This is a genomic window from Nitrincola sp. (genome assembly GCF_048264025.1).
Classification (GTDB): Bacteria; Pseudomonadota; Gammaproteobacteria; order Pseudomonadales; family Balneatricaceae; genus Nitrincola.
The window spans coordinates 1-14,080 of record NZ_JBLXDN010000024.1 but is presented as its reverse complement, the minus strand read 5'-3'; the positions used below and the strand labels follow the sequence as shown (position 1 = coordinate 14,080).

12 protein-coding genes are annotated in these 14,080 nt (G+C 47.9%); 11 read left to right on the top strand and 1 reads right to left on the bottom strand.

Features of this window, described 5'->3' with window-relative positions; genetic code table 11:
* Nucleotides 1-33: 33 nt before the first annotated feature.
* On the top strand, nt 34-1,722 hold the full coding sequence (locus ACN0R1_RS15165) for an AMP-binding protein (protein WP_417584339.1): 1,689 nt from the start codon (nt 34-36) through the stop codon (nt 1,720-1,722).
* Nucleotides 1,723-1,807: 85 nt separating this feature from the next.
* On the opposite strand, the gene ACN0R1_RS15160 is transcribed toward ACN0R1_RS15165, so the two are convergent.
* A complete protein-coding gene (locus ACN0R1_RS15160; RefSeq protein ID WP_417584337.1) occupies nt 1,808-3,526 on the bottom strand; it encodes a GGDEF domain-containing protein in 1,719 nt (572 codons plus the stop codon).
* A 225-nt stretch (nt 3,527-3,751) separates the two neighbouring features.
* Between ACN0R1_RS15160 and ACN0R1_RS15155 the strand changes: the two genes are divergently transcribed.
* The 10 genes from ACN0R1_RS15155 (at nt 3,752) to ACN0R1_RS15110 (ending at nt 13,948) form a co-directional block, all read left to right on the top strand.
* Complete coding sequence (locus ACN0R1_RS15155; RefSeq protein ID WP_417584335.1) at nt 3,752-4,234, top strand: hypothetical protein; 483 nt, start codon at nt 3,752-3,754, stop codon at nt 4,232-4,234.
* A 33-nt stretch (nt 4,235-4,267) separates the two neighbouring features.
* Nucleotides 4,268-5,683, top strand: a complete 1,416-nt coding sequence (locus tag ACN0R1_RS15150; RefSeq protein ID WP_417584333.1) for a dihydrolipoyl dehydrogenase — start codon at nt 4,268-4,270, stop codon at nt 5,681-5,683.
* A gap of 283 nt (nt 5,684-5,966) precedes the next feature.
* The gene (locus tag ACN0R1_RS15145; protein WP_417584331.1) at nt 5,967-6,965 is read left to right on the top strand and encodes a TRAP transporter substrate-binding protein; all 999 of its coding nucleotides are present in this window, start codon (nt 5,967-5,969) and stop codon (nt 6,963-6,965) included.
* Nucleotides 6,966-7,469, top strand: coding sequence for a TRAP transporter small permease (locus ACN0R1_RS15140; protein WP_417584329.1), 504 nt, complete (start codon nt 6,966-6,968; stop codon nt 7,467-7,469). It begins immediately after the preceding gene.
* The gene (locus ACN0R1_RS15135; RefSeq protein ID WP_417584327.1) at nt 7,466-8,725 is read left to right on the top strand and encodes a TRAP transporter large permease; all 1,260 of its coding nucleotides are present in this window, start codon (nt 7,466-7,468) and stop codon (nt 8,723-8,725) included. The genes ACN0R1_RS15140 and ACN0R1_RS15135 overlap by 4 nt, the downstream gene beginning before the upstream one ends.
* Nucleotides 8,726-8,758: 33 nt before the next feature.
* Nucleotides 8,759-10,480, top strand: a complete 1,722-nt coding sequence (locus ACN0R1_RS15130) for a cation:proton antiporter (protein ID WP_417584325.1) — start codon at nt 8,759-8,761, stop codon at nt 10,478-10,480.
* 10 nt (nt 10,481-10,490) lie between these two features.
* Nucleotides 10,491-11,231 carry a pseudouridine synthase gene (locus tag ACN0R1_RS15125; protein WP_417584323.1) on the top strand — a complete coding sequence of 247 codons (741 nt, stop codon included), beginning with the start codon at nt 10,491-10,493 and terminating at the stop codon, nt 11,229-11,231.
* A 57-nt stretch (nt 11,232-11,288) separates the two neighbouring features.
* Complete coding sequence (locus ACN0R1_RS15120; RefSeq protein ID WP_417584321.1) at nt 11,289-11,570, top strand: peptidylprolyl isomerase; 282 nt, start codon at nt 11,289-11,291, stop codon at nt 11,568-11,570.
* Nucleotides 11,571-11,632: 62 nt separating this feature from the next.
* Nucleotides 11,633-13,354 (top strand): protein adenylyltransferase SelO, encoded by a 1,722-nt coding sequence (locus ACN0R1_RS15115; protein WP_417584319.1) that lies wholly within the window; start codon nt 11,633-11,635, stop codon nt 13,352-13,354.
* Between the two features lie 15 nt (nt 13,355-13,369).
* The gene (locus ACN0R1_RS15110; RefSeq protein WP_417584317.1) at nt 13,370-13,948 is read left to right on the top strand and encodes an HAD family hydrolase; all 579 of its coding nucleotides are present in this window, start codon (nt 13,370-13,372) and stop codon (nt 13,946-13,948) included.
* Nucleotides 13,949-14,080 lie beyond the last annotated feature (132 nt).

Below are 14,080 nucleotides of genomic sequence, written 5' to 3'. Positions count from 1 at the left end.
TCTTTGCATAAAAAAAATAATGGAGCCTGCACTATGCCAACACTACCGAGTTATACCAGCGGTACCAGCGAAAAGCCTCTTTTGGGTATGACCATTGGGGATATGTTTGATGCTACGGTAAACCGCTTCCCAGACAATGATGCCTTAATCGTGCTACATCAGAATATTCGTTGGACTTATAAAGAGCTACACAGCCAGGTTAACCTCTGTGCTCGAGCATTTTTAGCCGCGGGCGTTCGCCGTGGCGATCGAGTGGCGATCTGGTCACCCAATCGCTATGAGTGGACACTGACCCAGTTTGCAACGGCAAAAATCGGTGCCATTTTGGTGAATATTAACCCCGCTTACCGTACGCACGAACTAGAGTATGCGCTGAATCAATCTGAAGCTCGCTACCTGGTAACGGCCGACAGTTTTAAAGCATCGGATTACCGGGGCATGTTGTATGAGCTGGCTCCGGAATTAAAAATGTGCGCCGAGGGCCAATTGGACTCACAGAAACTGCCGTTACTCAAAGGAGTAATCAACCTGGATGATCACAAGCATCCGGGTATGTGGTGCTGGCAGGACTTTATGGCATTAGCCGAGAGTATGCCGCAGGAAATTCTGGATGAAGCCCAGGCTGAATTACAATTCGATGATGCCATTAATATTCAGTACACCTCCGGCACCACCGGCTTCCCCAAAGGCGCCACCCTATCACACCACAACATTCTCAATAATGGCTACTTTGTTGCTGAAAGTATGGGTTTTACCGAACAAGACCGGCTGGTAATACCGGTACCGCTTTATCATTGCTTTGGTATGGTCATGGGCAATCTGGGCTGTGTCACCCATGGCTCTACCATGATCTATCCGGATGAAGGGTTTGAGCCTGGGTCGGTACTGAAAGCGGTACACCAGGAACGTGCAACCGCACTCTATGGCGTGCCCACCATGTTTATTGCCGAACTGGGCCATCCGGATTTTGCCAGCATGGATTTATCCAGTTTGCGCACCGGTATTATGGCTGGATCGCTTTGTCCAACTGAAGTGATGAAGCAGGTCATCAACAAAATGCACATGAAAGAGGTGCAGATAGCCTACGGCATGACCGAAACCAGCCCGGTGTCCACGCAAACCGGTGCTACAGACTCACTGGAAAAACGCGTCACCACCGTCGGCCGAACCCAGCCACATCTTGAAAGCAAAATCATTGATCCAAGCAACGGATGCATTCTCCCTCGCGGTGAAGTCGGCGAGTTATGCACCCGGGGCTACAGTGTTATGCTGAAATACTGGAATAATGACAAAGGTACGGCCGATGCTATAGATGAAGCAGGCTGGATGCACACCGGCGACCTGGCCAGCATGGACGATGAAGGCTATATACAAATTGTCGGCCGCATAAAAGACATGGTGATTCGCGGCGGTGAGAATATTTACCCAAAAGAAGTGGAAGAGTTTCTCTACACTCACCCGTCAATTGCCGAAGTTCAGGTAACCGGCATACCCGATAAAAAGTTCGGTGAAGAGCTGATCGCCTGGATCAAGCTGCAACCCGGTGTCGAGGAAATCAGTGATGAAACCCTGCGTGATTTCTGCAAGGGAAAAATCACCCATTTCAAAATTCCACGCTACTTCAAGTTTGTCGACAGCTTCCCTATGACTGTAACCGGTAAAATCCAGAAGTTCAAAATGCGGGAAATCTCAGTGAAAGAGCTGGGCCTTGAAGATGTATAACCCTCTCAAGCAGTAATGTACTATCTGTGATTCGCTATCTGTGTCTGCACCCTATACAGGCCCTGCAGACACAGGTTTAAATCCCCTATCCCACTTGGTCACGTCCCGCTTCTTTTGCAGCGTACATTGCTTTGTCCGCCAGCATTACCAGCCTATCTGGATCATCCGTCTGTTCAGGCCAACTGGCTAACCCTGCCGAAACCGATACACAACCGCAGGACTGACCTTCGTGGTATATTTCTTGTTGTCTTGCCTGATTTAACAATGCCTGAATTTTCTCCTTAGCTTCAAGGCGGCCCGTATTTGGCATCAAAATCACAAACTCTTCACCGCCCAATCGACACACAAGATCCGTTTCTCTGAAATTCTTTCTTAATAGGTCAGCAAACAGCTTAAGTGCTGTATCACCCGCCGGATGGCCGTAGGTATCATTAAACTGTTTGAAGTAATCCAAGTCACACATCGCCAAAGTAAGAGGAAGACCTGTGCGTATGGCTGTAGACGCATGAAAACTGAAAAATTCATCAAAAAACCGACGGTTCTTCAGTCCCGTCAGACTGTCTTCATAAGACAATTTTTCCAGTGCCTCTGTACGCTCTTTTACTTTCACTTCCAATGATTCATTCAACATCCGCAACTTAACTTGTAAATGACTGAAATATAAAATTGAAATCAACACCACGATTGCAGAGAACAACAGAATGCCGTAACTCACCGGTACCTGTCTCCAATCCAGGAACCCATGTGCAACAGCCATATCTTCAAGCAATAACAGTGCAAGCACGGCATAAGCCATAAAAATTAACTTATCCACCACTGGGATATGCCAGATATTTTTAACGATCAACACAAACGTAATGAATAGGGTTATCGCAAAAAGCCCATCAAAAACCGGAAAGGTAATCGACAGATTGATCCACCCCAGCATAGAAATACCCAATGCAATCACGAGATAGAGAAAGTGCAGTTGCCAGATGCGCGTCATCCATTGTCGAGATACACCTTTAAAACCTGGAGCCAGCAGCATACCTATCGCCACCGGCAAAAAATAATACGAAGCAGCGGCAAGATAAATCCAGAATAAAGGCGCATCAAACAATAACTGACGCACAGGGCTTTCAGCCAGCAGCATTCCTGCCGAGGCCAATGAAAATAAACCCACCGTAAAGAATCGTCGGCGTTGGCCTTTCAAAATTGCCAAAGTGAATGCCAGCAGCGCAATTAGAAATGCGGTGATGCTGCTGATAAAGCTTTCCAGAGAATTTTTCAGCACATTCAGCAACACATCTGCCCGCTCAAAAATACCCACCTGTCCCCAGAGCCCTATATCTGTATAGTCAGAATAAATCCGGAAATAGAGTGTTTTGCCACCAGCGTCTTCCGGTAAGCTGATCATGTGCCAGGGCCAACCAGCAAATGAACCTTGCCCTTGGTCATCAAACTCACCGAACTGATAGAGGTATTGATCCTCAAGATAAACCTGGGTGATAAGGTCAATACTATCGATATACAGCACGGGGTCCAGATAGGCATCCAACTGCGGTAATACGATGCGATACCAGATATGCTGTTTACCGGCGCGGTCGGGTGGATTAGATGGAAAATCAATGACGTGCCAATCAGAAGCACTCTCTGATTCAGTTATCCAGACAGGCACACCCTGTGCGGACATGGGAGAGTCCCCCCATCGAAACTCCCAGCCCTGGTTCAGTGAAAGCGATTTTTCAGCCGCGATACTATTCGATCCAAAGAGTAGCAGTAACACAACAACCCAAAAATTACAGAAACGAATATCCATCAGCATAGAACTCGGAAAAACCAGTAATAACTCTACTATAGCCTGCAGATAGATTTATGTCTCAAAAGAATGCTCAAAAAACATGGAACGCGGCCCTGCTAATATAGTCCAAACTATCGAACGCCCAATATACGAGCCTATGCTCGGTGCGCAAATGTACCTCGAGCGCCGACTCTATCCAATACACGCGTATCGTGTCTCCATTTATTCATTTTATAGGGATAATGCCATATGAAAAAACATTCACTATTTGCAACACTCATCGTCACAGCCATATGCTTCACACCTGTCATCTATGCACAGACTGAAGGTAATACTGAAAGTAATGAAAGTAACGAGGTTACAACTCAAGACATCCAAACAGAAACTCAGGAGTTAATTGACACTCTGCAGCAGTACTCTGTGGAACAACGCGACGAAGCCGTCAGTGCAACTAAGCAAATGCTTGAAGCCCTTGACGAACGAATAGATGCCCTCCAAAGTCGGATCGATAACAACTGGGATGAAATGAGCCAGGAAGCACGTCAAACAACGCGTGATAACATGCAAGCACTACGTGAGCAAAGAAACAAACTGTCAGAATGGTATGGCGGTTTAAAAAACAGTACTGATAGTTCTTGGGATCAAATGAAAGCAGGGTTTTCAGATGCCTACAGCTCAATGGGTGATGCCTGGGAAAAAGCCAAGCATGAATATGAAAATGACGATAAATAAGACTATTTACATTCACTAAAGGAATTAGCCAATATGACCGCAAGGAAACAGGATGTCATTATCATCGGAGCCGGATCGGCTGGATTAGCCGCCGTTCGACAGGTAAGCAAACACACAGACAAGTTTTTATTGATCAATGACGGCCCTTATGGCACCACCTGCGCACGGGTGGGTTGTATGCCGTCCAAGGCGCTGATCGAGGCAGCCAACGCTTTTCATGCCCGCAAAAAAGCTGAGGCGTTTGGCATTCGAGGTAGTGAGCATCTGGAGATCGATATTCCGGCGGTCATGCGCCGCGTGCGTGAACTGCGTGACCGTTTTGTTGCTGGCGTACTTAAATCTACGCACGAACTTGGTGAACGCAGCCTGCCAGGACATGCTCACTTACTGGGTCCTAATCAGGTGCAAGTGGGTGACGAAATTTTCCACGCCCAGCGTATTATTCTAGCCACCGGATCTAGCCCAATTGTACCCGGACCCTGGAAAACGTTGGGGAATCGCCTGCTCACCACCGACACGTTTTTTGAGCTGGAAACGCTACCCAAACGCATGGCAGTGATCGGACTGGGGGCTATAGGCGTCGAGATGGCTCAAGCGTTTGCTCGCCTGGGTATTGAAGTGCATGCCTTTGGCATAAGCGACCAAATTGCCGGTGTCTCCGACCCTGTTGTTGCAGCTACCCTGCGTAAATCACTGGAACAAGAGTTTTCTATTCACACAGGTCATGAAGTTGAGTTATCAAGCACAACAGAGGGTGTTCGCATTCAGGCGGGATCAGTTGATCTAGAAGTTGATCAGGTACTCGCCGCGATTGGGCGCAAACCAAATCTTGAAACACTAGGACTCGACACGCTCGGCGTCACACTCAATGCGCGTGGCATGCCACCCTTCAATCGCACCACCATGCAGATTGAAGACCTGCCAGTATTCATTGCCGGTGATATGAACGCCGATGTCAGTCTTCTTCATGAAGCCGCTGATGAGGGCTTTATAGCCGGTATGAATGCCGTAGCCGATGAACCCACCTGCTTTCAGCGACGCACCCCCTTAGCCATTGTATTTTCGGATCCAGGTATTGCCGCAATCGGTCAGCGCTATGACGAAATCGATACTGATGATTGCCTTATCGGCAGTGTCGACTTCGCCTCACAAGGGCGCGCACTCACCGCACAGCGTAACAAGGGTGTGTTGCGTATTTATGCCGCCTCTGATGACGCACGTCTACTGGGAGCCGAGATGTGCGCTCCAGCAGCCGAACATCTGGCACACCTGCTCGCACTGGCCATTAGCCGTAATCTGACTGCGCATGACCTACTTGCCATGCCATTTTATCACCCCGTACTGGAGGAAGGATTACGCACAGCGCTAAGAGCAATTGCAAAAAAATCTTTGGTTAAACGCCTGGATCTTAGCAATTGCAATAGTTATCAGACTGAGGCCTTCAATTAATCTTAGGCAAGTGAATGACCGGGGTTTTATTGCTTTTAAAAACGGATATGCTTTCGATATATCTTTGAATATACAACCTGCATATCCAGACTAACCTTTTCACTGTATATCCCTCCTCATGAGTCGAGGCTATATAAAATGGTGTCTCGATTCGTACACCTGTGCACAAGAGAGCATATAGCATTTAAAGCATTGCTTTTCTGTACTGAGCGTTCTACTCTTCGACGCTGACATTACACATACTAACTAGCATTAAGCCACTGTTAAACATAAGGATAAATCTATGAAAACAATAAATCGAGCACTCCTTAGTGTTGCTTTAGCTGCAACAGCGACAGTTTCAAGCGCGATAGCTTCAACTCTTGAGTCCATGAACCCCGTATCATTACGCCTTGCCCATGTTGTCAATGAGCAAGATGGCTTTCATATTGCTGCGGTTAAATTTCAGGAGCTGGTCAGCGAAAGAACTGACGGTAAAGTCACCATTGAAATTTTTCCTAATGCATCTTTAGGTGACGAACGTACCCTTCTTGAAGGTATGCAAATTGGCACAGTCGATATGGGTGTGATCACGAACGGTCCGGTGGCTAACTTTGTTGAAGAAATGGCTGTTTTTGAATTACCTTTTCTCTTCTCCAGCCCACAACAAGCTTATGATGTTTTGGATGGGCCAATTGGTCAGGATCTGTTAGACAAACTATCAGAGGTTAATTTAAAAGGTCTGGCGTATGCTGAACGAGGCTTCCGAAACCTGACCAATAGTGTGCGACCGGTTCAATCACCTGGTGACATTGAAGGATTACGGATCCGCGTCATGGAGAACCCTGTGTACACCGATACGTTTCGTGAGCTAGGTGCCAATGCTGTGCCCATGGCATGGACCGAAGCGCTAACAGCCATGCAACAGGGCACAATTGACGGCCAAGAGAACCCTGTTAATGTCATCCATTCATTTAAGCTCAATGAAACCCAGTCACACATGACCTTATCACGCCACACCTATGCACCTGCTATTTTTGTGATGGGTATGGGTAGCTGGAACCGTTTACCTGAAGAGGCTCAAACAGTTCTTGTACAAGCCGCCAGAGAAGCTGCCGCTCACGAGCGTCAAGTTAACGCCGATATGGAAGCTAAACAACTCGAAGACCTAAGGGCAGCAGGTGTTGCGATTGTTGAAGAACCTGATATCGCTGCTTTTCAACAAGCCATTGTACCCGTGTATGAAAAATATGGTGACCAGTTTGGTGAATACCTGGAACGCATTCAGCAGGCTCTAAAGTAAGTGATCGCATTACTTCAAAAGATCGAGCAGCGTATTGACGCCCTTCTTCAACCCATAGTTGTGTTGGGCATGCTTGCCTTGATTGGCGTCATTACTCTGCAGATCATTTCACGCGTTTTTTTCAATGCGGTACCCTGGACAGAAGAAATTGCACGGTTCTTACTGATCTGGATTACGTTTTTAGGCGCCACATTAGCCTTTCAACGGGGGCGGCACATTGCTGTCAACCTTGTTGTCGACGCATTGCCACAGACGTTAGCCAGGTTCACTAAAATCGTTGCATGTATCATTGTCCTGGCGTTTATGGTTTCGCTGATTCTGATTGGCTACCAGTATATGCAGGTTCAAAGTTTTCAAAAATCACCCTCACTGCGTTGGTCAATGCTGTATATCTATGCGGTTATGCCCATTAGCGCTTCATTAATGCTGCTTTACGCTGTCATTGATCTTCTAGAATTGATAACCAACCCTAAATCAGCCAAACCAAATGAGTCTTCACTATGACAGCGATACTCTTTGTGTTGTTTTTCGTATTCATGATCATAGGGATACCGATTGCACTTGCTATCGGAGCGAGCACTCTGATTGCGTTACATTTACAAGGTGTCCCGTTAATGGTGGTGACACAGCAAATGTTTCAGGGTATCAACTCATTTGCATTAGTCGCTATTCCTATGTTCATTTTGACAGGCGACCTGATGGCCCAGGGAAAGATCAGTGAGAAGCTTGTCAATTTTGCCGACTCGCTATTAGGCTTTTTGAAAGGCGGCTTAACCATAGTATCGGTGCTGGCCGGCATGTTTTTTGCTGCCATTTCAGGTTCTGGCGCTGCAACAACCGCTGCTGTCAGCTCTACGCTAGTCCCAGAACTTAAACGTAAAGGCTATGACCCCGCTGCAGCGGCAAGCCTGATTGCTGCCAGCGGTACAATAGGTGTCGTAATCCCCCCCTCTGTTCCAATGATCATCTATGCTGTGATTGCGCAGGAATCAGTCGCTAAACTCTTTATGAGTGGCTTTATACCCGGATTAGTCATGGGTTTAGGCTTGATGGCGATCGCCCTCTTTCAGGCTTATCAGCGTAACTACCCTAAAGGCACCCCCTTGTCCTTAACAACTATTATGCGGACGCTGAAAAGCGCCAGCTGGGGGTTAATGACTCCAGTTATAATATTAGGAGGAATTTTTTCAGGTGTTTTCACACCTAGTGAAGCAGCTGTTGTTGCTGTGAATTATGCCTTAATCGTTTCATTTTTTATCTATCGAGACCTGAATTTACGGCAGATGTACCATATTCTAATGCGATCTGCTATGACGACATCGGTTATAATGCTTGTAATTGCAATGTCAGCCGTTCTGAGCTGGACACTTTCAAGTTGGCAAGTGCCCAGCGCTCTGGCAAATACTGTTTTATCCTATTCAACTAACACTTACATGATTATGTTTTTGGTAGTTTTAGTCATTCTTTTAACCGGTGTATTTATTGAAACAGCCAGTGCATTAATCATTCTAACACCCGTTTTGCTACCGCTGGTCACGCAAATTGGTATTGATCCGATCCATTTCGGTTTAATTATAGTCGTCGGACTGGCAATAGGGATGATCACCCCCCCGGTAGCCATCAACTTGTATGTAGCATCATCAGTGACACAACTACCACTTGAACAGATAACTAAGGCTATAGTGCCCTATCTACTCGTATTGACGGCTGTACTTATGTTAGTTGTGTATGTACCTATGATAATCGGCAGCCTGTTTTGACTTTGCCTGAAGCTATATTCGAGAGTACATGTATTGGACTTGCCATCTCCCGTTGTTGAACTGGTCGGCATCATAGCCGGATACCTGACCAGCCAGCTTATTGGCTGGTTCGACTCCGATCCAATCCTCGATATTGGTCTAACCAGTGTACTGGCATACCTCTCTTTTTTGATCGCCGAAGAACTGCTGCATGTGAGTGGCATCATGGCTACACTTGGAGCGGGCCTTACTATAGGGACATGGGGGCGCCTGCGAATTGCCAGCTCGGTGCGCGCTTACTTTGAGCAGTTTTGGGGAACACTGGCATTCGGTGCCAATTCATTGCTGTTTTTGCTGCTAGGTTTGCAAGTCAATTTATTGGGACTGGCCTCAGTCTGGGACTTAGTGCTTTGGGTTATTCTGGCCATGTTGGTCTCTCGTGCGCTGGTAGTCTTCGCACTTTTACCTCTGGTAAGCCGGCTATTCAAAGTAGAACCGATTGGAGCCGGATACCGTTTCATTATGTTCTGGGGTGGACTGCGTGGGGCAATTGCATTAGCCATCGTGCTCAGCTTGCCCGAATATCCATTCAAGGATTTGTTCATTGCACTGGTAACCGGGGCCGTCCTGTTTACCCTGCTGGTACAGGGTCTAACGATTAAACCGGCCATGCGCATGATGAAGTTGGATCTACCGCCAATGGTTGATCAACTCGCATTGATTGAGCGCAACATGCTAACGCACCAACGCGCCCTGCAGCGCATGCCTGAACTGCAGAAAGGCGGTCTCTTTTCAAGTCGGGTGGCCCATCGTCTCAGCCTGAACAGCCACCAGGCTATCACTCTCGCTAAAGAGCAAATTGACCAATTGCGTTTGCAGCAGCTCACACAGGATGAGGAGCTCAATCTTTTTTTCCTGCGAGCCCTTGCCGAGGAGAAAGCGTATTACATTGACATGTACGATCGGGGCCACCTCAGTGAATCGACCGCTCGACGTTTGCTGGCAATCCTTGAGCTACAAACAGACACTCTCCGCTACGAAAACGGCTTTCATAGGGTGAACAACCATCATCGCTATGAATACATAGAGCACTGGTTATTCCGACTGCTGGATAATAAGACTCTGCTCCGTGGTATTGTGGAGCGACTGCGCGTCTCTCATATTGGCCATTACTACGAAACAGCCTGGGGGCATTTCCAAGGCAGCAACCATATCATCCATTCCTTAGAGCGTATCATGGGTCTTGAATCCACCCCGCCTGAGATCATTCACCAAGTACTGCAGCAGTATCGTGACTGGAACACGCTGGCCGTAAACAAGCTGTATCGCCTTAACCATGACTTTCCAGAGATTGCTTTACTAACCCAGGAGCGGTTAGGGAAACGCATAGTGCTGCTGGCAGAGCTAGAAACGACACGCGAACAGGCTCGGTTGGGGACTATTCCCAAAGGCCAGACAGAGGATATCGAGGCAGATGTGGATCGTCGTCTCAACTCTCTGCATGGACAGCCGATTCAGAAACTCAAAGATGATCCTGAGCTGTTTTTAGCCCGTGTGCCTCTTTTTGCAAACCTGCCTCCAAGGTTGATCCAACTGATTGCGCAAAAGTGTGAGGTGATCACACTTGAAAAGGCACAAACTCCCTCGCGCCTCTATACACTGAGTCGTTCCGAACTTCAAAATCTTATGAGCCTGGACGCGGAGCTCAGGGAATTGATAATGCACAGCGATGCCCAGCAAAAAAATCTACATTTCAGACATTTGCTCGAATTGTGAGTGATTGTTAATGGCAGCAGCATCTAATCGGCTCGATCGTTTTTTAGCACGCACGTTGCAGCGTTCACTGAAACAAATACGGCTCGATCTCGTTAAAGGACGGGTAAAAGTTGACGGAGAGTTTTGCGATGAACCTGCGCGGCTAGTGCATCAATTTACCAGGATTGATTACGATGACCAGGTGCTGCAGAACAACCTTCCTATCTACATTCTTTTACACAAGCCTGTTGGAGTGGTGTGCGCGACTAAAGACCTCCAGCATCAAACTGTTGTCGACTTGATCGACCACCCGCAAAAGCACCAACTACATATCGTTGGACGACTGGACTTGAACAGCACCGGGCTGGTGTTACTTACCAACGATGGTCGCTGGTCAAGTGCACTGACAGATCCTGAGCAGAAGGTGCCTAAGGTCTATGAAGTTGAAGTTGAGCACCCCCTCTCTGCCAGCTACGTTACAGCCTTTGCTGAGGGTATGTATTTTGAGTATGAAAACCAAACCACAGCGCCAGCTTCGTTAAGGATTCTGTCAACCCACACAGCGCAGGTAGTACTGACTGAAGGTAAATACCACCAAATAAAGCGCATGTTTGGCCGTTTTCGTAACCCGGTACTTAAGTTGCATCGAACTGCCATTGGTCACTACCGCTTGCCGTCTGACTTAAAGGTTGGCGAGTGGCAACTCGGGAAATGTTGCGTGATTAACGAGGGTGGAAAAGGCCACGAGGATATGTCTACCGGGAGCTTTTAAAAATAGTATGTTAAAATTACGCTTTAATATAATTCGATAAAAAGTGAGAGTAATAACATGGCAAAAGCTGCAGCACGTCACATCCTTGTAAAAGACGAAGCAACCTGTAACGAACTTAAAGCAAAAATTGCCGCCGGTGAAGACTTCGCCGCTCTGGCACAACAGCATTCCAAATGCCCATCAGGTCGTAATGGTGGTGACTTAGGTACCTTCGGTCCAGGTCAGATGGTCCCTGAGTTCGATAAGGTTGTGTTCAGTGCTCCGATCAACGAAGTGCAAGGCCCTGTTAAAACCCAGTTCGGCTACCATTTACTGGAAGTCACTCAGCGTACTGAGTAAGCCAAGCCCCAGGCCGAAAGCGCATTGAAATCATGTAATGATGCATACCAATAGGGACTCCTATGACAAAATCAAAAGACCAGGAAATCTCTGCCAGCATTACAACTATCGATGCGCTTGCAAGCTGTGCAAACTATTCACTAATAGGCTTTCTCAATTGCGATCCTGACGCGACTGATGATGGAACCGATCACGCACCACGGCAAGTTTTCACGGGGCACTTCGTTCCAGTCAAGCCAACCCCCATCCAGGATCCGGAATACATCGCGCACAGCCCAGGCTTTTTTGCTGAACTGGGCCTGGCTGACAGCCTGGCCCAATCAGACGCTTTTATGCGTGTGTTTTCCGGCGACCTTAGCCAGGCGCCAGAACCTATGCGAAAAGTTGGCTGGGCCTGTGGCTACGCACTGTCAATCTTTGGCACCGAATACACCCAACAATGCCCGTTTCGAACCGGTAACGGCTATGGTGATGGTCGCGCTGTGTCCGTACTTGAAGCCGCTATTAATGGCCAACGCTGGGAGATGCAGCTCAAAGGGGGTGGCCGAACACCCTACTGCCGAGGCGCCGATGGCCGAGCCGTGCTACGCTCAAGTGTTCGCGAGTTCCTCGCACAAGAGCATATGCACGCGCTGGGCGTGCCGACATCACGATCGCTGTGTTTGTACGTATCCAAAACAGAAAAAGTGCAACGGCCCTGGTACTCAGCAGGCTCCCAGGCTAAAGATCCAGACCGCTATTTTTTAGAACCCGTGGCTATCTCAACGCGAGTGGCACCCTCCTTCATCCGCGTGGGTCAACTGGAACTCTTCGGCCGTCGCGCCCGAAACCAGGCACATCCGCGCGCGATGGAAGAACTGGAACAGCTTGTCTTACACTTAATTGATCGAGAATATGGCGAGGTCATCGACACGACACTATCACTAGAAGAAAAGGTGATAGTGCTGGCAGGTGAATTCTGTGGCCGACTGACCTCTTTAGTCGCTAACTGGATTCGCGTCGGATACTGCCAGGGCAACTTCAACAGTGACAACTGCGCAGCCGGTGGCTTCACCCTCGACTACGGCCCGTTTGGTTTCTGTGAAGTCTTCAACCCCTATTTCCAGCCATGGACAGGGGGTGGCCATCATTTCGCCTTCCTCAATCAGCCGATCGCCGCAGAGCGCAACTTCCAGATGTTTTGCACTGCTTTACGCCCGCTATTATCAGCACAGCCTGCCCTTTTACAGCAGCTTGACAAAATCCAAGCAGATTTCCCCAAGGTGATGCACGCCGAAATGGAAACAATGTGGGCGGCCAAATTAGGGCTAGTCGTATTCAACGCCGAGTTATTCAACGAACTGATCACGTTAATGATGCAAACACCGGTGGATTACACCCTTTTCTTCCGCGAGCTATCGACGCTACCTAAGGATATCGAGCCTCTCACAAAGAGCTTTTACACGGAACTGACCGCTGAAGCAGATAACAAAGGATTACATACGCGCTGGGCAGAATGGCTCACAAAATGGAAATCGCTCATTACCTCAGGACCCCGCTCTACTGAGGAGATTACTGCACAAATGCAACGCACAAACCCAAAATACACTATGCGAGAAGGGAGTGTAGTGCCTGCGTATCAGCAAGCAGCTAGGGGTCAGTATGCGCTAATCAAAGAACTACAAACCGTGTTAACACAGCCCTATGCCGAGCAATCCAAACAGGTTGAAGAACAATATTACAGTCTTAAACCATCAGAGCTGTTCGGCCTGGGGGGAATTTCACATTACAGCTGCTCATCCTAATCGACAGGCTACAGAATGAAACATATTCGAGGGGTAATTTTCGATCTGGATGGCACTCTGGTGACTTCATCACTAGACTTTATGGCAATCAAGCAAGAAATTTGCTGTCCTGCTGATGAGGATGTTTTGTCTTTTTTGAAATCCTTACCAGAGAAGCAACAGAGTGCAGCTTTAGACGTGATACATCGTCACGAATTACTCGATGCTCAGGGTAGTGACTGGATGCCGGGAGCTCGCGCCTTCGTAGATAAATGTGTAGCAGATGATATTCCCATGGCGATCGTGACTCGAAATTCATTCCAGTCTTCAAGAGTGAAAATTGAGCGAAATGCAATTCCCATTGACCGGCTCATTACCCGAGAAAACTCCAAGCCTAAACCTGATCCCACTGCCCTCCTTCAGATCGCAAGTGACTTCGGACTACCAACACACGCCATCTTAATGGTGGGTGACTACAGGTACGACCTGGAGGCAGGACGGAATGCCAATATGCCATCCTGTCTCATTCACTACACCACTTTACCCGATTATTCTCATCTGGCTGACTACAGCTTCCAGCACTTTGGTTTACTGCATCAAGCCATGTTTGAATGAGCGTCATGCCTGTAACAGGGTACCGCAATGATTGCTCAATCGCTCATTTTTTTAATGTAAGCGCCGCTAAATCCGCACCTTGACTCTAATCGTATTGCGCCACTTTTTTCGGAATTTTCTCCATCGATACAT

Bases quoted from the DNA above. Each gene is read 5' to 3' on its own strand.
- ACN0R1_RS15155 (WP_417584335.1), top strand. From the start codon at position 3,752: ATGAAAAAACATTCACTATTTGCAACACTCATCGTCACAGCCATATGC.
- ACN0R1_RS15110 (WP_417584317.1), top strand. From the start codon at position 13,370: ATGAAACATATTCGAGGGGTAATTTTCGATCTGGATGGCACTCTGGTG.
- ACN0R1_RS15160 (WP_417584337.1), bottom strand. From the start codon at position 3,526: ATGCTGATGGATATTCGTTTCTGTAATTTTTGGGTTGTTGTGTTACTG.
- ACN0R1_RS15115 (WP_417584319.1), top strand. From the start codon at position 11,633: ATGACAAAATCAAAAGACCAGGAAATCTCTGCCAGCATTACAACTATC.
- ACN0R1_RS15120 (WP_417584321.1), top strand. From the start codon at position 11,289: ATGGCAAAAGCTGCAGCACGTCACATCCTTGTAAAAGACGAAGCAACC.
- ACN0R1_RS15150 (WP_417584333.1), top strand. From the start codon at position 4,268: ATGACCGCAAGGAAACAGGATGTCATTATCATCGGAGCCGGATCGGCT.
- ACN0R1_RS15145 (WP_417584331.1), top strand. From the start codon at position 5,967: ATGAAAACAATAAATCGAGCACTCCTTAGTGTTGCTTTAGCTGCAACA.
- ACN0R1_RS15135 (WP_417584327.1), top strand. From the start codon at position 7,466: ATGACAGCGATACTCTTTGTGTTGTTTTTCGTATTCATGATCATAGGG.
- ACN0R1_RS15125 (WP_417584323.1), top strand. From the start codon at position 10,491: ATGGCAGCAGCATCTAATCGGCTCGATCGTTTTTTAGCACGCACGTTG.
- ACN0R1_RS15165 (WP_417584339.1), top strand. From the start codon at position 34: ATGCCAACACTACCGAGTTATACCAGCGGTACCAGCGAAAAGCCTCTT.